General features: G+C 41.5%; 17 protein-coding genes, 3 rRNA genes and 1 riboswitch. Of the genes, 2 read left to right on the top strand and 18 right to left on the bottom strand.

The annotated features are described in order from the left end of the window. Positions 1-102: 102 nt before the first annotated feature. From rsmA to QE450_RS20345, 5 genes are all read right to left on the bottom strand, one after another. Positions 103-987 (bottom strand): 16S rRNA (adenine(1518)-N(6)/adenine(1519)-N(6))-dimethyltransferase RsmA, encoded by an 885-nt coding sequence (rsmA, locus tag QE450_RS20365; RefSeq protein ID WP_204827295.1) that lies wholly within the window; start codon positions 985-987, stop codon positions 103-105. Position 988: 1 nt separating this feature from the next. Next, positions 989-1,537 (bottom strand): ribonuclease M5, encoded by a 549-nt coding sequence (gene rnmV / locus QE450_RS20360; RefSeq protein ID WP_273614315.1) that lies wholly within the window; start codon positions 1,535-1,537, stop codon positions 989-991. Positions 1,538-1,734: 197 nt separating this feature from the next. Then, on the bottom strand, positions 1,735-2,853 hold the full coding sequence (locus tag QE450_RS20355) for a resuscitation-promoting factor (RefSeq protein WP_373462010.1): 1,119 nt from the start codon (positions 2,851-2,853) through the stop codon (positions 1,735-1,737). A 323-nt stretch (positions 2,854-3,176) separates the two neighbouring features. Continuing rightward, a riboswitch (cyclic di-AMP (ydaO/yuaA leader) is annotated at positions 3,177-3,400 on the bottom strand. A gap of 195 nt (positions 3,401-3,595) precedes the next feature. Next, positions 3,596-4,363 (bottom strand): TatD family hydrolase, encoded by a 768-nt coding sequence (locus QE450_RS20350; protein WP_273614314.1) that lies wholly within the window; start codon positions 4,361-4,363, stop codon positions 3,596-3,598. A 47-nt stretch (positions 4,364-4,410) separates the two neighbouring features. Next, positions 4,411-5,733, bottom strand: coding sequence for an HD domain-containing protein (locus QE450_RS20345; protein WP_307301716.1), 1,323 nt, complete (start codon positions 5,731-5,733; stop codon positions 4,411-4,413). Between the two features lie 332 nt (positions 5,734-6,065). Between QE450_RS20345 and QE450_RS20340 the strand changes: the two genes are divergently transcribed. Beyond that, positions 6,066-6,320 (top strand): AbrB/MazE/SpoVT family DNA-binding domain-containing protein, encoded by a 255-nt coding sequence (locus tag QE450_RS20340; RefSeq protein ID WP_017815545.1) that lies wholly within the window; start codon positions 6,066-6,068, stop codon positions 6,318-6,320. A 326-nt stretch (positions 6,321-6,646) separates the two neighbouring features. On the opposite strand, the gene rsmI is transcribed toward QE450_RS20340, so the two are convergent. The 9 genes from rsmI to QE450_RS20295 form a co-directional block, all read right to left on the bottom strand. Further along, on the bottom strand, positions 6,647-7,558 hold the full coding sequence (rsmI, locus tag QE450_RS20335) for a 16S rRNA (cytidine(1402)-2'-O)-methyltransferase (RefSeq protein WP_273614312.1): 912 nt from the start codon (positions 7,556-7,558) through the stop codon (positions 6,647-6,649). After that, the gene (locus QE450_RS20330) at positions 7,555-8,307 is read right to left on the bottom strand and encodes a tRNA1(Val) (adenine(37)-N6)-methyltransferase (RefSeq protein WP_307301711.1); all 753 of its coding nucleotides are present in this window, start codon (positions 8,305-8,307) and stop codon (positions 7,555-7,557) included. The genes rsmI and QE450_RS20330 overlap by 4 nt, the downstream gene beginning before the upstream one ends. 106 nt (positions 8,308-8,413) lie before the next feature. Then, complete coding sequence (gene yabA / locus QE450_RS20325; protein WP_204827289.1) at positions 8,414-8,785, bottom strand: DNA replication initiation control protein YabA; 372 nt, start codon at positions 8,783-8,785, stop codon at positions 8,414-8,416. A gap of 31 nt (positions 8,786-8,816) precedes the next feature. Then, positions 8,817-9,617, bottom strand: a complete 801-nt coding sequence (locus tag QE450_RS20320; RefSeq protein WP_069326058.1) for a PSP1 domain-containing protein — start codon at positions 9,615-9,617, stop codon at positions 8,817-8,819. 171 nt (positions 9,618-9,788) lie between these two features. Further along, positions 9,789-10,763: a DNA polymerase III subunit delta' gene (gene holB, locus QE450_RS20315; protein ID WP_273614310.1), complete on the bottom strand. Its 975-nt coding sequence runs from the start codon at positions 10,761-10,763 to the stop codon at positions 9,789-9,791. 48 nt (positions 10,764-10,811) lie between these two features. Continuing rightward, positions 10,812-11,255: a YaaR family protein gene (locus tag QE450_RS20310; protein WP_273614309.1), complete on the bottom strand. Its 444-nt coding sequence runs from the start codon at positions 11,253-11,255 to the stop codon at positions 10,812-10,814. Positions 11,256-11,601: 346 nt separating this feature from the next. Beyond that, positions 11,602-11,931: a cyclic-di-AMP receptor gene (locus QE450_RS20305; RefSeq protein WP_069326055.1), complete on the bottom strand. Its 330-nt coding sequence runs from the start codon at positions 11,929-11,931 to the stop codon at positions 11,602-11,604. Between the two features lie 139 nt (positions 11,932-12,070). Next, positions 12,071-12,724, bottom strand: coding sequence for a dTMP kinase (tmk, locus tag QE450_RS20300; protein ID WP_307301705.1), 654 nt, complete (start codon positions 12,722-12,724; stop codon positions 12,071-12,073). A 40-nt stretch (positions 12,725-12,764) separates the two neighbouring features. Then, positions 12,765-14,351, bottom strand: a complete 1,587-nt coding sequence (locus QE450_RS20295) for an aminotransferase class I/II-fold pyridoxal phosphate-dependent enzyme (protein ID WP_307301703.1) — start codon at positions 14,349-14,351, stop codon at positions 12,765-12,767. Between the two features lie 263 nt (positions 14,352-14,614). On the opposite strand from QE450_RS20295, the gene QE450_RS20290 reads away from it, so the two are divergent. Continuing rightward, a complete protein-coding gene (locus tag QE450_RS20290; protein WP_307301701.1) occupies positions 14,615-15,139 on the top strand; it encodes a hypothetical protein in 525 nt (174 codons plus the stop codon). 517 nt (positions 15,140-15,656) lie between these two features. On the opposite strand, the gene QE450_RS20285 is transcribed toward QE450_RS20290, so the two are convergent. The 4 genes from QE450_RS20285 to QE450_RS20270 all read right to left on the bottom strand — a co-directional run bounded on the left by QE450_RS20285 (position 15,657) and on the right by QE450_RS20270 (position 21,983). Beyond that, a complete protein-coding gene (locus QE450_RS20285; RefSeq protein WP_307301699.1) occupies positions 15,657-16,085 on the bottom strand; it encodes a hypothetical protein in 429 nt (142 codons plus the stop codon). A gap of 963 nt (positions 16,086-17,048) precedes the next feature. Beyond that, positions 17,049-17,165, bottom strand: a 5S ribosomal RNA gene (gene rrf, locus QE450_RS20280). 63 nt (positions 17,166-17,228) lie between these two features. Beyond that, positions 17,229-20,152 (bottom strand): 23S ribosomal RNA (locus QE450_RS20275). A gap of 278 nt (positions 20,153-20,430) precedes the next feature. After that, positions 20,431-21,983: ribosomal RNA gene (locus tag QE450_RS20270) — 16S ribosomal RNA — on the bottom strand. The 16S, 23S and 5S rRNA genes sit together here, the layout of an rRNA operon. Between the last annotated feature and the right edge of the window lie 251 nt (positions 21,984-22,234).

Raw genomic sequence — 22,234 nt, 5'->3', positions numbered from 1 at the left:
TACAACCACCTCTTTCCCTCCTCATTATATCAAAGAAAAGATAGTTTGTCAAATGAACATTAAATTATAGCAGTATTAAATTTATCTTGTCAACGAATTTTTTTAGCGGATACCTGCTTTCAAAAATACACTGCTCAAAGTCGCATATTCTTGCAAACTAAGTGTTTCTCCGCGTCTAGAAGGTTCAATTCCTGCTTCTGCCAAAAGCTGCTCTAATTGCGTACGGTCTCCACCTTCAAAGTAGCGACTGCGCAAGTTATTGGCAATCGTTTTACGACGTTGTACAAAACAAGATTGCATCAATTCAAAAAAGTAAGCTTCATCTTCGACTTCTACTGCCGGACGATCACGCAGTTTTAAGCGAATCACAGCAGACTCTACATTAGGCTGTGGGATAAATACTGTTTTAGGCACAATACAGATCAATTCAGGCACGCAATAATATTGCACAGCAATACTTAGACTTCCGTAGTCTTTGCCTCCAGGAGGCGCTGCCATGCGCTGAGCGACTTCTTTTTGGATCATCACTACAATATTATCTAACGGAAGGCGTTCTTCCAACAGCTTCATAACGATCGGTGTCGTGACATAGTACGGTAAGTTAGCAACTACACTGACTTTTTCAACTTCACTAAAATCTTCACGAAACAATTGATGTAAGTCGACTTTAAGCACATCATCATGACGTACTTTAGCATGTGGATAAGGTTCTAGCACTTCTTTCAAAATTGGAATTAAGCGACGGTCAATCTCAACCGCTGTTACTGCACCCGCTTCTTGGGCTAATCGTTCGGTCAATGCGCCTATCCCCGGTCCAATCTCTAAAGCTCCATTTTCAGGTGTTAACTCGGCAGCTTCTACAATTTTGTTCAAAATATTCGAATCGATCAAAAAGTTCTGACCGAGACTTTTTTTAAATGAAAATCCATACTTATTTATAATTTCTTTGGTGCGTTTGGGTGTCGCTATATCTAGTCGTTCATCCATATTATTGTTCTTCCTCCGCTTCCATTTGTGAAAGTGCTGCTGCAAATTCTTCACGGCTTATTCCAAAAATGCGCAAACGCTTATGGAACTGTTTTCCGTTGCCATACCCTATCCCTAACAAGTTGCCCATTTTCATTCTTCGCTCTGCTGCATCTGGCTGCATTACCAGTCCTGTCATAATCAAGTCTTCCCAATCGATCAAAATCTCTGCTTCTGGCATTTCAGAATGTACACGTGCAAGTGCTTCACGAATCGCTTCAGGCGAAGCATTCTCAACACCGATATCACCTTTGAGCGTAGCTTCGCTTTCAGGAATAAAAGCATGTTTACAACCAGGTACTTTCTGCGCGACGATCTTACGTATCCGTTCACCAGCAAAATCAGGATCTGTTAATATGATCACACCGCGGCGTTCTTGAGCTAACTTCACCCGACGAATAACATGAGCTCCAATCGCTGAACCACCAGTTTCGATCGTATCCGCGTCTACAGCTCGTTTAATCGCTACTGTATCGTCTCTACCTTCCACCACAATCACTTCTTTAATCACGTTGATTGTACGCTTCCCTTCACTCTGTAAATAATGACCTCTATCTATTCACTATAAATTGATCTTAACAGAACAAAAAGAAGAGGAATATTCCTCTTCTTTTTGTTTTCCTTATTCACGCTCATGGTTAATATTATTTATATCATATAACAGATGACTGGGCTTAAGCAATGGCGTTATCCCAATCAACACCCTGACTAGGGTTTAACCGGACCAATTACATATACAGTGTAACCGGATTTACGTCCAAATGCTCTTGCTTGGCTCAAGCTGTCTATATATACGTCGATTTTATTACCGTTAATAGCACTACCGGTATCTTCAGCACGGCGGAAGCCAATGCCTTCAATGTATACCCACCATCCCATAGGAATGACACTCGTATCGACTGCAATCGTACGACCTTCTGTTACACGTGCTCCAGAAGCAGTCACTGTACCTAGACCAGGTTCTTGAGACGAATAAGCAGTAAGAGATACATTGTTCAGTACTTTCGCATAAGAAAAATCTACACCTGCTTTGGAAGTACTATTACTGGAACCTCCACTAGATGATGCAGCTGCAAGAAGCTTAGGCTCTTCTTTTTTGGTACCTATTGCTACAATCTTATCTTGCACTTTTGCGGTTGTTTTTTTATCAACCATACGTTTGGAGACGAATTCTCCATCTTCGTATACTTTCTCGATGTATTGAACCACTTTACCTGTTTGACCACTTTGTACTAACTTTGTTTTACCTTCAACCATAGAAGCATCGGTTTTTTTAACAGTTTGATAAGGAATCTTTACAACTTTTTTCGCTACAAACGATTTGGTGCGAACAATCTTGATATCCATATTGTCATGAACTGAAGATTCCATTGCTGGTGTAAGTTGATCTTGACCTGACAATGTTAATCCAGCTTGCTCCAATGTGTTACCAACTGTCTTAGAGGTGGTATAGATTTTCTTCGTACCACCATCTGCCGTAATGTTTACTGCAACCGCATGGTTAATGTAAACTTTATCGCCATCTTGAAGTGCGCCATTCATCGGCATTGACACTTTATCTTGTGGTGCCACTTTAATTTGATTTTCATCAAGCAGTTGAGAAAGCATCAATTTACGTGTTTCCACGGTTTGTGCTTTGCCGTCAATGACAACAGAAATATTTTTACCCGCTTGATTATAAAGTAGGGACAATAGCATCGCTGCAAGAGCGATAACCAATAATGCAGCCCACAATACATAGCGTAGATTTTGTTGCTTCCAACTCAGCGCATAAGACATGCTGGATGAGCGCGAACCATGGGTTTTTTCGAAAGGAGCAATTGCCACTTCTTCCGTCCTCCTTCATAGTCTCGCCGTCTAGCTGTGACGTAATTGTATATGACGCGACTATATAACAGAATTTTCACAGGCTGATCGTAAGCATAAGATTATCGAATCTGTGTGATAATCTTTCGTGATGTTCAAAAATGCCTGCGCCATGGTCAGTCTAAGGGACATACCTAATATCTGAAAGATCAAGCTTCAAATATCGTATCTCTGTACCTTTTCGTTTTGCCCAAAACAAAAGAAGCCTCTGGAAAAGAGCAAGAGCAACTTTTCCTTGGCTTCCGACGTATTTGAATACAGTTCGGAAAACGTTAGAAAATACGAGGTTGCCTCTGCATCGCTTACGGGGTTAGCTGTCGGATTCGGACACATTGTATTGCTTGCCCTTTGAAGGCTCCTCCGCTCATGGCGCGAGTACCTCCAATTCACCCCATAGACCCTGTAAAAGGAATCATACATAATGACTTCGGTATTCTGATAATAATGGCTTGAAGACATATGTTGGTTCCCCCGTTTTCCTATGCAGGAAACTCAGCGAGACCGAATCATGGAATCTTGCGTGATAACAGCAAGATTAAATCACTGATGAAATAATATCCCGAACCCAACCCTCATGTAAAGCGACGAGCAAGCACGTTTTTCTGAATAAATGGTTAAAAAGTTGTCATATTCTCCGATTTTTTGATGATAATTTATTCATATATCCGTTTAACGATGTTTTTTGCGTGATTTACTCTGTTTTTCATCGAATGCCAAATCGTTCCAGTGCATTTTTAGTTGTAATTGTACTAATTTCTTCCAGTGATACCCCTTTTAGCGCTGCTGCCGCTTCTGCTACAAGTGTCACATAACCGGACTCATTTCGTTTTCCACGATAAGGATGTGGTGTCAAAAATGGGGAATCTGTTTCAAGTAAAAGACGGTCCATCGGAACCTTTTGTAACACCTCTTTAGGTTGCTTCGCATTTTTGAATGTAATCGGTCCTCCAAACGATAAATGGAAGCCCATATCAAGACACATTTTGGCTGTTTCCCAGCTACCTGAAAAAGAGTGCATCACTCCTCCGACTTCATGTGCATTTTCTTCACGTAAAATCTTTACAATATCTTCGTGTGCATCACGATTATGAATCACAATCGGCATATGAATGGAGCGTGCCAGACCAATTTGTTCACGTAATACTTTGTGTTGCACTTCTTTTGGTGAAGTATCCCAGTGATAATCAAGACCGATCTCACCGATAGCGACTACTTTCTCATGTTTGCATAACGATTCGATCCATTCGAGATCACCAGGTTGCATATGAATCGCATCTACAGGATGCCAACCTATCGCTGCATATATAAATTCGTAACTTTCTACCAATTCCATTGTGGTTGGAATCGTTTCGCGGTTGAAGCCCACATTAATCATACGTGTTACACCCTGTGCATAAGCACGTTCAATGACTTCTTTACGATCATCGGCAAATTCAATCGAATCCAAGTGAGTATGTGTATCAAATAACATATATTTTTCTCGCTCCTTCTCTGTTTTACACACTTTTTTCTTTTATTTTAGATTTCAAATTCCATTTGAGGCGGATTGATTTTATTTTCAAATATTGCTGCTACTTCTTCTGATAACTGATGAATGACTTTTTCCAATTTATCCTGCGGATAGTAGAGATGATATCGACCACGATGAATACCGCTGATTGAACGTACAATATCCGATACTTCTGAAATTTCTTGAATACGATTTTGACGATCTAATAGTAGAATTTGTTTTTCCTTTTTAGGATCGCCCGGACGGAATACATCATAAGGAAGATCAGTTGGAAAATCGATTTCCAGATCATATTGAGGATGCAATCCCACTCTAGCAAATTCATTTCGAATACTATCGATCGTTTCCAAATCAATTAAATCGGTCTCTACATATTTATACAGTCTACGTTGCATAAATCGATGACACACATCTGCAAGAATTTCATCATCTTCTCGTGTCCATTGCATAAAAGCTGTCTGTACTAATGCTTCATCTAGCAATAAATAATCATGTACTTGAATATTCCCTTCAAATAAAGCAGGTAATGGGTACGGTAAAAATTTAAATGCAAATCCTTGATCGAACAATTCTTTAGCCCGGCGGAAAATCTGTCGCAAAACAATATCCGAACTTCGAGTTACTGGATGAAAGTACACTTGCCAGTACATTTGATAACGTGCCATCAAATAATCTTCAATCGCATGCATCCCAGATTCTTTAACGACTACTCTACCATTATGAGGACGAAGCATCCGCAAAATACGATCCACATCAATCGTTCCATAATTCACGCCTGTAAAATAAGCATCACGTAACAAATAGTCCATACGATCAGCATCCAGCGGACTAGACACCAAATTGACAACAATCGGTTTTTCATAATCTTTGCGAATAACAGAAGCGACTCGTTCAGCCAGACCTGTTTCTGCTTCTTCCAATACACGTTTTACTTCTGTATCGCCAAGCAGAATACGACAGGTCCATTCTTCATGATCCATATCAAATGCTTCTTCTATAGAATGTGAAAAAGGTCCATGACCCAGATCATGCAATAAAGCTGCACACAAAGCCACTAGACTTTCTTCTCGCGGCCAATCTTCATAACCACCACGTTCAAATTGAGAAATAATACGACGTGTAATTTCATACACACCTAATGAATGAGAAAATCGACTATGCTCTGCTCCATGAAAAGTTAAATAAGAAGTTCCCAATTGTCTGATACGACGTAATCTTTGAAATTCAGGTGTATTAATCAATGTCCAGATTAAACGATCTTGCACGTGGATATAATTATGTACAGGATCTTTAAATACTTTTTCTTCTCCTAAAGGTTGTACAGGCTTCAAAACAAACTCCTCCTTCTATCTCTAAAACACAACTATTTAAAATTAAAAATAAATTCTTCGATGATAATGTCGAATGATGTCGGTATATACAAGTTACGAATTTCCAAATCGACAAAATAATTTTAAGCCCATAATACCTTATAATACCGCTATATAAAAATATTTTTTCAAAAAAAACAGAAAAAAACTCTATTTTTCTCAATTTATAGGTTGACTGATTTGGGAAACGTTGGTATTATGAATATCATAAAACATAGAAATTTGTCGAATGATAGCACATCAAACAAACCAATAACAACTAATATATTTAAATTTGAGAGGATTGATCAGTAATGATGAAATCAACTGGTATTGTAAGAAAAGTAGACGAATTGGGCCGCGTAGTAATTCCTATCGAACTTCGCCGTACACTAGGTATCGGAGAAAAAGACGCTTTGGAAATCTACGTTGATGGCGAACGCATCATGCTTAAAAAATACGAGCCTGCTTGTATTTTCTGTGGTAATGCTGAAAATGTAACTTATTTTAAAGGAAAAATCGTTTGTAATGAATGTATTTCCGAAATTCCTGTCCCTGTGACAAAATAAATAAAATAGGTTATACTAGAATTATCAACTTATTAATTCTAACCTTTTTAATATCTCCTTGGGCCTTTACTCAGCATTTTGTCTGGGTAAAGGTATTTTTTTGCTTTCTTTTGGTTTTCAAAAAAAGGCTTGGCGTTTATTATACTTCCTTTTGCATAGTACTTCCAATTTACACATCAAAAAGGAATCTTAAACAATTTAAGATTCCTACATTATGTTACCTGTTTGAATATTCATTTTTGTGAAAAAATAATAGATATAACGAGTTTCTTCTATTATAAATATAGACTCTAAAATCAGTTATTGAGAAAGCATTTTTAGACGGTTTATTCTTGTTCATCTAAAAGAACTTGATATACATCACGTTTAGAGATTTCGCGGTCTTTCGCTGTTTTTTTCATAGCATCTTTACGTGAAATGTTTTCTTTATTTTCGTAGTGCATCACATGTTCTTCGATACTCATCTGTTGCCACCATTCACTTGCTTCTGCTTTGGCTTCAGTTAACGATTGCCCTTCAATAACAACGCAATATTCGCCGATAGGTGGATGAGTTTCTAACCATTCTAGTGCTTCTTCAACACTGCCTCGTGTCCACTCTTCATGACGCTTCGTTAGCTCACGTGCTAATACGATATTACGATTTCCGAGATGATGTGCAATCGCCAGTAATGTTTTGATAATGCGATGCGGAGATTCATATAATAGTAATGTACCTGCTCCATGCTTAACACTACCTAGTACTTCTTCTTGACCTTTGCTGTCTCTTGGCAAAAATCCTACAAATGTAAACCGATCTGTCGATAATCCAGAAGCAATCAAAGCAGACAAAGCCGCATTTGCCCCGGGAATAGGCACAACTGCAATTTGCTGTTCTAATGCCAGCTTTACCAATTCTTGCCCGGGATCCGAAATAGCAGGCAATCCTGCATCGCTTACAAGTGCAAGACTACTTCCTTCTATAATAAGGCGGATTAGTTCAGGGCCGCTCGCTTTTTTATTATGCTCATGATAACTAAGTAATTTGCCTGGTGTAATATCAAAATGAGTCAATAATTTACGTGTCTGCCTTGTGTCTTCAGCAGCAACGATATCGCATTCTTGCAGTGTGCGTACAGCACGATAAGTCATATCTTCCAAGTTACCAATCGGGGTAGCAACAAGATATAACGTACCTGCTCCTTCGTGCAGAACAGCAGACTCCCCTTTGGCAAAGCTTTTTTGAATCTGTATGCTCATAGCGACTCCTTTAACCCGTAATAGACTGATTTGAGATCTGTAGTGTATTGCTCCTGTTCATCATATACAATAAGTGGCGGTAACATACGCATTTCAGGCTTTCCTCCACGTAACCCTTCGATCAATACCATATTGGCTTCCATATGTTGACGAGGATGTACAAATCGAATACGTTTTGGCTCTACTCCATATTGTCGCATCAAAATAATAATATCTGCTAAGCGATGAGGACGGTGAACCATCGACAGTTTACCACCGTTACGAAGCAGTTTGGCAGACGTACGAATCACATCTTCCAGCGTACATCCAATCTCATGTCTTGCCATAGCATGATGAATATTTAATTTCATATCACTTCCTGTTACAGGTGCATAAGGTGGATTTACTGTTACCGCATCATACGCTTCTCGTTCACCAACAAGTGGCATATCTTTAAGATCTTGTACTCGAATTTTGACTTGTTCTTCTAAGCCATTCATCGTCACACTACGCATTGCCATATCTGCCAGGCGTTCTTGTATTTCTACCCCTTCAATACTAGCATGGGTACGTGTAGACAACAAAATAGGAATGACTCCATTGCCTGTACATAGATCAATCACTTTACCACGCTTAGGAATACTTGCAAATCGTGCTAACAATACCGCATCCATCGAAAAGCTAAATACTTCTCGACTTTGAATAATTTTAAGATTGTACGTGAGCAGATCATCAATACGCTCATCTGCCAGAAGTGGTTGTTCGTTCATGGTATTTCCTTTCTGATCTTGCTTTCTTTAGAAATGATCATGCGCTTTTACATCGATACTATATAAAAACCGCGGCATGTTGCTGTCCGCGGTTTGGATAATGATACTATTCAGATTTATTCAAAAAAGAAAGGCAGAACAAGCAATCGCCTTCTGTACGCAAATGTCCATAATACACATTACAGATATGGAAGCCTTCGTGATAAATACGTGCCAGATTATCATAACCTTCTCCAACCACTTCTAGATCAGGTAAGTCTGAATACAATTTAGAAGAGTACGTTCCTACCGATTTAGGTTCGATAACAGGAACTTCTTTTTTCAGAACACGACGCAATTGTTCATTTTCAGTACTTAGACGTTGATTTTCTTCTAACAGCTCTTTCACAGCTTGCTTCATTTTACCCATATCGCCATGCATATGATCCATCTTTGTTTCCAATTCGTGAATGTGTGTAAAAAGATTTTTCTTCTCCAAGTTCCCACCTCAAAAGCAGCCTTGATCGGGTTTACTTCACGACCACGTCATCCAATGGCAGTTCTTTGACTTTACTGATATCAAAGATCTGAACATGTACAGTACGCGAACCGGCATTGATACCGACCACTTTACCATCGCCTAGCGAAGTGACGACAAATTTACCGATAGCCGGAAGTTCTTCCTTCACGCTCTCATAATTATCATGCTCGAATTTAAGACAACACATTAGACGTCCACACAATCCAGAAATCTTGGTCGGATTCAAGGACAAGCTTTGATCTTTAGCCATTTTGATTGATACTGGCTCAAAATCGCCTAACCAGGAAGAACAGCATAGAATACGTCCACAAGGGCCTATACCGCCTAGCATTTTAGCTTCATCACGTACACCGATTTGACGTAATTCGATACGTGTACGGAAAATGCTTGCTAAATCTTTAACCAGTTCTCGAAAATCGACTCGACCTTCTGCTGTAAAATAGAAAATGATTTTATTGCGATCAAATGTAAATTCTACATCGACAAGTTTCATTTTCAGCTCATGCTCTCTGATTTTGTTCAAACAGGTCGTAAAAGCATTTTTAGCTGCGATCCGATTTTCTTCTACCACTTGAGCATCATGATCTTCTGCAATCCGAATCACTTTTTTCAAAGGAAGAACAACATCCGACTCATTTACCTCTTTTTTGCCAATCACTACTTTACCATATTCAATCCCACGTGCAGTTTCTACAATAACGTGTTGTTCACTTTCGACTGGAAAGTCTAACGGATCGAAATAATATATTTTACCCGCTTTTTTAAAGCGGACTCCTACTACACTATACAAAAGATAAGCCCCCTCATTTGCCAATACCGTTTTTCAACTCTACGGCAAAAATTCCGATCTGAAGAATTACTTCTTGTGTTCACCTGACATGACGTATTCAAAAAGTGTGCGTTGTTAAGCTTGTGCGCTCCGCATGATGTTATACACCGTCCGGTCTGTGATGAAGCTCCTTCAACCGCTAACGCCTATAAGAAATTGCTCCATGCATAACTGTGGATTCACATGAGAACGAAGCATTTTCTTACACTCAGCAGCAAGCGACATACAAGATATCCAATGCTGCATATCACGAGTGGTAGCCACTTTGGAGAGAGACTCTAACTGATCTATAAAAACGATACTCTCGTGCCTTCCAATCTGGATATGAATCATATCCTTAAACCATAAGTGGAAAAGATCAAATACAGGCTCAATATGATCTCCAAGTCCGCCTTTAAACAGCTTTTGCTGAGCAGTAATAAGGCTCATACTCCCTCTACCTGCGGATTCCTTCCCTAATTGTAACATTACGTTTCTGATTTCTGCAAACCAATTCTCTGCTAGCAATTCTCGGCATTCATCTAGATCAGACGCAATATGAACAACACATCGTACTAAAGGCATTGGAAATCCTTCATCTCCTAAGATTTGAGCCATTTTCTGAGGATCAGGTGGCGTAAATACTATAGGTTGTGTACGAGAACGAATCGTAGGTAATACTGACTGTGCATTTTCTGTTAAAAGGATAGCTACCGCTGGTGCTGGTGGTTCTTCTAAAAATTTTAACAGACTATTAGACGCTTGTATCGTCATTTTATCTGCATCTTTAATAATATATATTTTACGGTTTCCCGATTCTGAACGATACGAAAAAATCCGCTGAATATCGCGGATTTGCTCAATTTTAATCGAAGCACCATCCGGCTCGATCACATGAAAATCAGGATGATTTCCATTTTTCATTTTACGACATTGTATACATTCTCCACAGGCTTCATCACCTTTATGAATACATACCAAAGCTTGAGCAAAGCTGTTAGCCATTTTCATTTGTCCGCTACCTGCTGGGCCGCTAAACAAATACGCATGAGAAATCTTTTGACTACGCAGACCGTTCTGTAACATCTGCTTGGCAATATCTTGCCCGATAATTTCTTGAAAAGACATGGTGCCTCCTTACTGAACCACACACTTCAACACATCTATTTTACTTTCTTAATATAGAAAATTAATCAGCATACCGCGAATTTCGCCCATCCGCTGCAATAATTCTATTCTTCCTTCTTCACTTTGAAGCAATTCTTCAGCCATACTTAGCAACATGGAATCGACTTCATCTAACAATTTATACTTTTTGCCCCGACCCCGACGATCAAAGCTTTGTGTTTCTTTCACTTTAACACCGCGACGAACCGTATCTTCCAAAAAGCGTTTTACTAACATTTGATACGATTTGAGTTCGCGTAGTGTCATTGATTTCGCAAGCCGGTCACCCTGCATTTGAATTTCTTTAAATTGACGTTGGATATCATCATGTGTTGCTTGAGCACCATGATTATGAAGAACATCTGAAAAGTTCCGTTGTTGTACAACTTTATTAGGAGTATCCGATACGATAGGATTACTTTTTAATGGAGGATAACCGGGGTTGATTTTCATTATTCTCTTCCTTTCTTTGCTGGCATTAGACTTCTAGCTGTAAAGTCCAGACTTCCTTTATACATGCTTGGTTTTGTATATATCAATTAGCAGTTGCTAAACAGAGTCGTTATTAATTAGTATCGTTCAAATGTTACGATTTGCGAATAGTAAAATGAAAAAACTTCAATTTTTACGTATTAGCTTGTCGAACGATAACCGATTTGTAGCAGATAATAAAGACGGACCGGTTCTCAATAACGTAACCGATCCTCTGTTTATTTCTTAATTATACTCTTTATTATTCTATTATGTTTGAAGATATAACGATTTTTGCGTATTTTTTGAAATAAAATCAAAAACTTTTTTAGAAATGCTCAAAGCGTTCAACAGGCATAACGAATACAGTAGCGCCACCCACCTGTACTTCTACTGGCAATGGAAGATACGAATCGGTTGTACCGCTCATCGGAGTTACCGGGGTAACCAGTTGCTCACGAATTTTACAACTATTACGAATGACTTCCATAACAGCTTCGATCTGGCTATCATCAACACCAATCATAAATGTTGTATTTCCAGCACGTAGAAATCCACCCGTACTCGCTAGTTTGGTAGCCCGAAAATTAGCTTTTACCAATTCGCCTGATAGACGGTTACTATCTTTATCTTGCACGATCGCAATAATCAGTTTCATTATAATAGCCCTCCTTTTACAGATCTGTAAGGCACCTAGCCCTGTTTAGTTTATTCGACATCTATACGAATAATACCTCTATTTACTCTTTATTCATATTGTAACCGACTGCCCCAAATCAGAAGCATATTCCTTATTGTTATACACGGTAAGCTTGAATCAACTGATCCAATACCTGCTTAATATCGCCAAAAACACTGTGTTCATCTTGTTCACCATTGATCATTACAAACTGCTCTGCATGTTGCTCGGACAGTTCCATATATCCTTTATGTACCCGATGATGAAATTCCAGCGTCTCCAGATCAAGCCGGTTGACTTCACGTTCACCTGATTTGGACATAATGCGTTCTAATCCTACTTCTGGCTTCACATCAATATAGATATTCATATCCGCCCAGTACTGCTGCCCATCTACATCAATAGCCAATTGATTAATATCCAGTACAGCTTTACCCAGTTCACGTCCATATCCTTGATAAGCCAAAGAAGACATCACATACCGATCACAGATAACGATTCGTCCATCATTTAAGGCAGGAATCACTTTCTGAATTAAATGTTCTCTTCTAGCACTAGCGTATAACAGACACTCGGTTAGACCACTCATATCATTATCTACATTCAAAATCACTTCACGAATCTGTTCAGAAACAGAGATTCCTCCCGGTTCACGAGTTGATAAAAAATCTATCCCTTGTTCGTTCAAGTAACGTTTAATATGTTCAAGCTGACTTGTTTTGCCACTACCATCCATACCTTCTAACACAATAAACAAACCTTTTGATTTCATTCTTATTCCTGCTTTCTGCAGACTACTTCGCGGTAGACCTCTATTGATAGACACGTAATGTATTTAATGTAGCATCAGCAGTGCCTTGTATTTTATGACCATGTGTTCGTAACGTTAATAGTTTAGCATATACAGATGGATGGATCGTTTCTCCTGCATACAAAATCGGAATGCCTGGAGGGTAAGGAATCACCATTTCTGCACATATTCGTCCTTCTGCTTGTTCTAGAGCAATAACTTCTATTTTGTCTTCATCAATCGGTGTCATTGTAAATAAGATAGGCTCAGATATAGTCGATAAATTGGAATCTATATACACTTTCTGTTCTCTCTGCTCTGCATGACTATCATTTGTGACCTCAGAACAGTCTGTAAGCTCTAATAGGGTAGGAATAGTATCTTGATCTATATCATTTGTATCACCTATCACAATAGATTGCAGGGGTTCTTGAGCAATCTTTGCCAGAGCTTCTAACAGACAATAACTATCGTCTAACGTTGAACCCATACTAAATACCAATACAACATATCGATCATCACTCATCTCAGGCACACATCCATAATACTCTAACCGTTCTTGCAAGACTTCGCCAGATAAATAACCGTTCCGATCGTAGATCACCACTTTAAAAGGATCTTGTGTATAATATTCCTCGGAGCACAATAAATAACCAAATCTTTGATAACGCGCTAATTCATCAATAAAAATATCTCTAGCTTGTAACCCTTTAGCAAAGACTTGTTCTCCATAACAATCTAATATATAACGACTCAGGTCTAAAGAAGCCATCAACGGATACGAAGGGCTTGAACTCTGAATCATAGTTAATCGCTGCTTTAATAAAGAACGAGTAAGCAAATCACCCTGTACATGTAACATAGCACTCATCGTCATCGACGATAACATTTTGTGAGTGGATTGCACCACACCATCTGCACCGGCATTGAGTGCACTAATAGGAAAACGCTGATGATGACCATAATGTGCTCCATGCGCTTCATCTACCAACAGTGGTATCTCATACCGATGACAAGTAGCAGCAATATCACTCAAGTCTTTCCCCATGCCATAATAATTAGGAGACGAAAGAAAAACAGCTCTAGCAGTAGGATATTGTGTAAGAGCTGCTTCTATATTTTCAATACTAGGAATTACAGCCAAACCACTTGTTTGATCTATCTCTGGCGTTAAAAAGACTGCTTTCGCTCCTGCCATCATCAATCCGTTCAGAACAGATTTATGGACATTACGCTGTACAATAATGATATCACCAGGATGACTACATACTGTTAAAATAAGAGCTAAGTTACCAACTGTACTTCCACCTATAAGAAAATGACTTTCTTCAGCTCCAAAACATTGTGCTGCTAACTGTTGGGCTTCTTGAATAACTCCTTCAGGATGATGAAGGTCATCTGTACCACTAATTTCAGTAACATCCCATTGCAATACAGAATGGAACAAATCTGCCCCGGTCATTTGCTTGAGTACATCAGTATAGATCATCCCATTTTTGTGTCCTGGCACATGGAAGCTTTTCTGAGTAGAAGAAGCATAACGAGATAAAGCATCATATAGAGGAGCTTTGCATTGTTTCGTTGTAGAAGGTATCCATTTATTGTTCATATTGTCATTCCTATAATATTTATTGTGTATTGTTCCCTATTCTTATTATAATCAAAATAACAGATATCGTCTCAACTTCGCTTCGATCTACAAAAAGACTTATAATTTAAGCTCGTGTATTTCAAAAGGTACATATTTGACCGATATAATGATAACAACCAGTCACTTCAATAAATAACGCTTATTACTAATGCTATCAAAAATAAACATTTCTATATTGTAATCTTAGTAGCAAATCATCACTAAAAGGAGGGGCGCATTGAATGGTAACAGAAGCTCAACAAAATGCAACATTTTATCAATACCAACTTATTAAAAAATGGCCAGTCACTAGAATGTGGAACTGGATTTATTTATTAGTACCTATTGTCACGTTAATGATTGAGCTTTATTACTTCTCATGGTCTAGTATTGGATTTTGGCTACTTTCTTTTCCTTTAGTGTTATGGATTCAATATGTGATTTCTCGCTCTGTATTGATCATGACCGTTAATCACTTACGTAAACGTTGGAAATTTCAAATCCAATTTCCCTGGATCGGTTATTTACCAGATCAATTTATGGGCTATTCTACATTCCGCAGAGTGTTATTACATACAACGTGGATCGGATTTTGCTTTGCCGCTATTTTGTGTATGTGGCTTCCACTCGACTTCTCAATCTCTTTAGTCATGTGGCATATTTGGTTCTGCTTACCTCGTTTGATTATCTTAATTCGTTTATTCCGTAAACGTAAAGATGGCATTATCAAATTGACAAAGGAAGAAGTATCTTATTATATTCAGTAGCTTCAGCACTATACTCATTCTTTATTTATAGTACGTAGTCATGCTCAAAACAATACTCAATAGTGCTCAACAATTATATATTAGTTAAAGCTATCAATAAAATGTTCCAGCCAAATATTCAATAAGCTAATACAGTATTAAGATTCGATTCCTGTAGCGATAGTGCATGAATAATAAAATCAAACTATTCTCTATTATAGTAGTTAGCATTATAGTCATTAGCTACCCACCATTATAGTAATTAGTAAGCATTGCTCTCTTTTTAACAACTAAGCTGTCTGCTATCTATATGGGGAAACCTAACTGGATTCATCTCCAGTTACTCACACCTATTCCTAGCATTCATAGCTTAAAGGTCAGTAACAATGGTAACAATGCTTAAAGATCAATAACAATTACACAGAATACACATCAAAAACGGTATCTCTTTGTCAAAAGATACCGTTTTTTTGATGTTACTTTTTATTTGCATTTTATAGCTTAGATAAAGCATACTCACTCTATTCATTTCGGCATATTACGGGTTAATGGTAGCTTCAGCAATAGGTGCTCTTGAACTTTTATCAGGTACAATGACGGTTAAGTAATTTTTCTGCAATACCAATTGTAACGTGCGATCCCCTTGAATAAATACAAAATTGGTATTACTTTCACCTATACTCTCCTGTTGTTGCTTCCAGCCCCAGTTTTTAATTTCTTGCATATATGCTTCTGGCAAAGTAGAAGATTCGATACCTGGTAACTCATAACGTACATAATTCATTTTACTATTATTAATAATGGTATCCATCTCTTTCACTTCTTCTGGAATAGGAAAGCTAGACTCTACAAAAGCACCTTGATAATGAGTCCAAGAAATATTAGATTGAGAACAACCTGCTAATATCCCTAAAAAAACGCCTACCCATAATATATTCCATATTCGATGTTTGCTTTTCCCCCACATCACATCGTCCCCCTAACTAAAACAATCATCCAGTATTATTAAAGTTATTTTTTACTCCATTAGACATTAATGAATATCTTCATTGGCAAGATGTATAATTATACATTATACATCTTTATGCAGTACGCAATTACGCTTTAATTATTTTTTAGATATTTTTAAATAATACATTAAAATAACTTTTTTTCGCTATCATGACCTTAGACCTATCTATTACTTGTCTCTATTATAACTGTTGTTTCAACAACTTCTGTAACAAAACAGTTACACTTCCACGAAATGAAGATACAAAATCTTATATATTCTCTCTATTATTGAGTAAATATTGATCAAAAGATGTATCTAAACATGTTTCCCAAGCCTACAATCAGGGCTAGTTTAAGATATGTAACACTCTATTGAAGCATTATTAAAGCTCTTATGAAGCTATAGCATAGCCTTTTAGAATCATTCATCCTGTGTTCTAACTCTTGAATAAAAGTAAAGAGCATGAGAAAATGCAGAGCAAAAGATATCTAATGAAAGATACTCCACAAACCTAAAGCAAAAGACCAGACTACTTTACAATCTATGTACTATCAGGAGATCACAAACGGCAGTAGGGGAAGAGAAGGACAGCATTTAGGCAGAGCCGTATCAGTAGAGAGAAAAGAACACCACAGTACATAGAAATGAAGGAAAGTGAGAATGAGTAGGAGAAACGTTACGTTAGAGAGACAAAGGTATAAAGCATAGACTAATAGAACACGACTTCAAAAAGGTTAGACAAACTCATCAGACGAAGCGACCCAGCCACCAGACTTTGCACATTCCTCACCTACAACAGCAGTAGTAAACCATTTATACCTCGTTCCCTCCACCCTGTTCACCAGACTTGTTCCCACACCATGGTTTCCATCCTTTTATACACAAAAAAAGAGCGACTCCTACAATCAGGAATCACTCTTTTCGGTCTTGCGCGTTGCTTGGCAACGTCCTACTCTCCCAGGACCCTGCGGTCCAAGTACCATCGGCGCTGGAGGGCTTAACGGTCGTGTTCGGGATGGGTACGTGTGGAACCCCTCCGCCATCATTACCAAACAGGCAGGTGTGTTGCTCCCTGAAAACTGAATCCGAAAACGAAAACCATCGCGTGTTAGCTTATTGGATAAGCCCTCGACCGATTAGTATTGGTCAGCTCCATGCCTTGCGGCACTTCCACCCCCAACCTATCCACCTCGTCGTCTACAAGGGGTCTTACATACTGGGAAATCTCATCTTGAGGGGGGCTTCACGCTTAGATGCTTTCAGCGCTTATCCCTTCCGCACGTAGCTACCCAGCGATGCTCCTGGCGGAACAACTGGTACACCAGCGGTGCGTCCATCCCGGTCCTCTCGTACTAAGGACAGCTCCTCTCAAATTTCCTACGCCCACGACAGATAGGGACCGAACTGTCTCACGACGTTCTGAACCCAGCTCGCGTACCGCTTTAATGGGCGAACAGCCCAACCCTTGGGACCTACTTCAGCCCCAGGATGCGATGAGCCGACATCGAGGTGCCAAACCTCCCCGTCGATGTGGACTCTTGGGGGAGATAAGCCTGTTATCCCCAGGGTAGCTTTTATCCGTTGAGCGATGGCCCTTCCATGCGGTACCACCGGATCACTAAGCCCGACTTTCGTCCCTGCTCGACGTGTCTGTCTCGCAGTCAAGCTCCCTTATGCCTTTACACTCTTCGAATGATTTCCAACCATTCTGAGGGAACCTTAGGGCGCCTCCGTTACACTTTAGGAGGCGACCGCCCCAGTCAAACTGCCCACCTGACACGGTCCCTGTACCGGATCACGGTACGAGGTTAGAACTCAAATGCGATCAGGGTGGTATCCCAACGGCGCCTCAACCGAAGCTTGCGCTCCGATGTCTACGGCTCCCACCTATCCTGTACAAATCGCACCCCAGTTCAATATCAAGTTGCAGTAAAGCTCCATGGGGTCTTTCCGTCTTGTCGCGGGTAACCTGCATCTTCACAGGTATTAAAATTTCACCGGATCTCTCGTTGAGACAGCGCCCAAATCGTTACGCCATTCGTGCGGGTCAGAATTTACCTGACAAGGAATTTCGCTACCTTAGGACCGTTATAGTTACGGCCGCCGTTTACTGGGGCTTCGGTTCATAGCTTCGCTTGCGCTAACCACTCCCCTTAACCTTCCAGCACCGGGCAGGCGTCAGCCCGTATACTTCGCCTTGCGGCTTCGCACAGACCTGTGTTTTTGCTAAACAGTCGCTTGGGCCTTTTCACTGCGGCCCCCTCGTGCTATTCACACTACCGGGGCACCCCTTCTCCCGAAGTTACGGGGTCATTTTGCCGAGTTCCTTAACGAGAGTTCTTCCGCGCGCCTTAGAATTCTCTTCTCACCCACCTGTGTCGGTTTACGGTACGGGCACCTGCTTCCTGGCTAGAGACTTTTCTTGGCAGTGTGAAATCATGACCTTCGCTACTACAATTTTCGCTCCTCATCACAGCCTGGCCTTGCGGTATGCGGATTTGCCTACATACCAGCCTCACTGCTTGAACGGACATCCATCAGTCCGCGTCACTATCCTCCTGCGTCATCCCATTGCTCATAACGGCTTTCGGTGGTACAGGAATTTCAACCTGTTGTCCGTCGACTACGCCTTTCGGCCTCGCCTTAGGTCCCGACTTACCCTGAGAGGACGAGCCTTCCTCAGGAATCCTTGGGTTTTCGGCGGATCAGATTCTCACTGATCTTTTCGTTACTCATACCGGCATTCTCACTTGAATGAGGTCCAGCGCTCCTTGCGGTACACCTTCAATCTTCATTCAACGCTCCCCTACCCCTGATACAAATGTATCAAGCCATAGCTTCGGTGGTGTGTTTAGCCCCGTTACATTTTCGGCGCAAAGTCACTCGACCAGTGAGCTATTACGCACTCTTTCAATGGTGGCTGCTTCTAAGCCAACATCCTGGTTGTCTGTGCAACTTCACATCCTTTCCCACTTAACACACACTTGGGGACCTTAGCTGATGGTCTGGGCTGTTTCCCTTTCGACAATGGATCTTAGCACTCACTGTCTGACTCCCGGAATAAAGTCTGTGGCATTCGGAGTTTGACTGAACTTGGTAACCCTTGCGGGCCCCGCATCCAATCAGTGCTCTACCTCCACGACTCACCTTCCGAGGCTAGCCCTAAAGCTATTTCGGGGAGAACCAGCTATCTCCAGGTTCGATTGGAATTTCTCCGCTACCCCCACCTCATCCCCGCACTTTTCAACGTGCGTGGGTTCGGGCCTCCAGTACGTGTTACCGTACCTTCACCCTGGACAGGGGTAGATCACCTGGTTTCGGGTCTACGTCCACGTACTTAGTCGCCCTATTCAGACTCGCTTTCGCTGCGGCTCCGGCTTTTCACCTTAACCTTGCACGGGAACGTAACTCGCCGGTTCATTCTACAAAAGGCACGCCATCACCCAGTAATAGGGCTCTGACTTTTTGTAAGCACACGGTTTCAGGTTCTATTTCACTCCCCTTCCGGGGTCCTTTTCACCTTTCCCTCACGGTACTGCTTCACTATCGGTCGCTAGGGAGTATTTAGCCTTACCAGATGGTCCTGGCAGATTCATACGGGGTTTCACGTGCCCCGCACTACTCGGGATCCGTCTCGGAGAGAAGATGATTTTAGCTACAGGGCTTTCACCTTGTCTTGCGGGCCTTTCCAGACCTCTTCGCCTACCATCTTCCTTTGTAACTCCAAAGAGACGTCCCACAACCCCAACAAGCAAGCTCATTGGTTTGGGCTGTTCCGCGTTCGCTCGCCGCTACTGACGGAATCACTCTTGTTTTCTGTTCCTGAGGGTACTTAGATGTTTCAGTTCCCCTCGTCTGCCTCTGCACACCCTATGTATTCAGGTGTGAGTAACTGGAGATGAATCCAGTTAGGTTTCCCCATTCGGACATCCCCGGATCACAGCTTGCTTACAGCTCCCCGAGGCCTTATCGTTGTTCGCCACGTCCTTCATCGGCTCCTAGCGCCTAGGCATCCACCGTGTGCTCTTAGTAGCTTAACCTAAGTGTTTCTATTTCTAGAAACGGTGTATTTCAATTTCTCGCCTACCACTGTTTGCACAGTTTGTAGAGAAGAAACCTTCTAAAACGCGATGTTTCGTTTTCGATATCCAGTTTTCAAGGATCAACAGTCTGAAAGAGGTTTACTCTTTCAAAACTGAACAACGAGTGAGTGGTGTCACCACTTGGGTGACCACAGATCCACCGAAGTGCTCTGCGTTTGTCTTTCCCGAAGAAAAGACGTTCGAATGTTTCCGTTGCAGGAAACGATTCTCCATAGAAAGGAGGTGATCCAGCCGCACCTTCCGATACGGCTACCTTGTTACGACTTCACCCCAATCATCTACCCCACCTTCGGCGGCTGGCTCCTTGCGGTTACCCCACCGACTTCGGGTGTTGCAAACTCTCGTGGTGTGACGGGCGGTGTGTACAAGACCCGGGAACGTATTCACCGCGGCATGCTGATCCGCGATTACTAGCAATTCCGACTTCATGCAGGCGAGTTGCAGCCTGCAATCCGAACTGAGACCGGCTTTTAAGGATTGGCTCCATCTTGCGATATTGCTTCCCGTTGTACCGGCCATTGTAGTACGTGTGTAGCCCAAGTCATAAGGGGCATGATGATTTGACGTCATCCCCACCTTCCTCCGGTTTGTCACCGGCAGTCTGCTTAGAGTGCCCACCATGATGTGCTGGCAACTAAGCATAAGGGTTGCGCTCGTTGCGGGACTTAACCCAACATCTCACGACACGAGCTGACGACAACCATGCACCACCTGTCTCCTTTGTCCCGAAGGAAAAGACTATCTCTAGTCCGGTCAAAGGGATGTCAAGACTTGGTAAGGTTCTTCGCGTTGCTTCGAATTAAACCACATACTCCACTGCTTGTGCGGGTCCCCGTCAATTCCTTTGAGTTTCAGTCTTGCGACCGTACTCCCCAGGCGGAATGCTTAATGTGTTAACTTCGGCACCAAGGGTATCGAAACCCCTAACACCTAGCATTCATCGTTTACGGCGTGGACTACCAGGGTATCTAATCCTGTTTGCTCCCCACGCTTTCGCGCCTCAGCGTCAGTTACAGCCCAGAAAGTCGCCTTCGCCACTGGTGTTCCTCCACATCTCTACGCATTTCACCGCTACACGTGGAATTCCACTTTCCTCTTCTGTACTCAAGCTCTCCAGTTTCCAGTGCGACCCAAGGTTGAGCCTTGGGCTGTGACACCGGACTTAAAAAGCCGCCTGCGCGCGCTTTACGCCCAATAATTCCGGACAACGCTTGCCCCCTACGTATTACCGCGGCTGCTGGCACGTAGTTAGCCGGGGCTTTCTTCTCAGGTACCGTCACTCCGAGTTCAGTTACTAACCCGGACGTTCTTCCCTGGCAACAGAGCTTTACGATCCGAAAACCTTCATCACTCACGCGGCGTTGCTCCGTCAGACTTGCGTCCATTGCGGAAGATTCCCTACTGCTGCCTCCCGTAGGAGTCTGGGCCGTGTCTCAGTCCCAGTGTGGCCGATCACCCTCTCAGGTCGGCTACGCATCGTCGCCTTGGTGAGCCGTTACCTCACCAACTAGCTAATGCGCCGCAGGCCCATCCTCAAGTGACAGATTGCTCCGTCTTTCCAGATTCGTTCAGGCGAACAAATCATGTATTCGGTATTAGCTACCGTTTCCGGTAGTTGTCCCAAGCTTGAGGGCAGGTTGCCTACGTGTTACTCACCCGTCCGCCGCTAAGTATCAGAGAAGCAAGCTTCTCATCAACTCCGCTCGACTTGCATGTATTAGGCACGCCGCCAGCGTTCGTCCTGAGCCAGGATCAAACTCTCCATAAAGTGTTTGACTTGCTCAATTGAAACTGGCGAGAACCGAAGTTCTCTATTTGTAAAGGTCGGCTAAGACCTTCAATTACTCACTCGTTGTTCAGTTTTCAAAGATCAAACATTTCGTTTTTCGTTGTCTTTGTTTCTCGGTGACAACTTTTATATCATATCATGTTTTCAACCACTTGGCAAGCACTTTTTTTGAAGTGTTTTTTCAAGTTGTTTTCGTATGATGTGTTGCTTGTATTGTCGTTCGTTCGTGA

It is taken from the genome of Paenibacillus sp. SORGH_AS_0306 (assembly GCF_030819345.1).
In the GTDB taxonomy this organism is placed as follows: Bacteria; Bacillota; Bacilli; order Paenibacillales; family Paenibacillaceae; genus Saccharibacillus; species Saccharibacillus kyungheensis.
The sequence above is the reverse complement of the archived record's forward strand: the minus strand, read 5'-3'. Positions and strand labels throughout refer to the sequence as shown.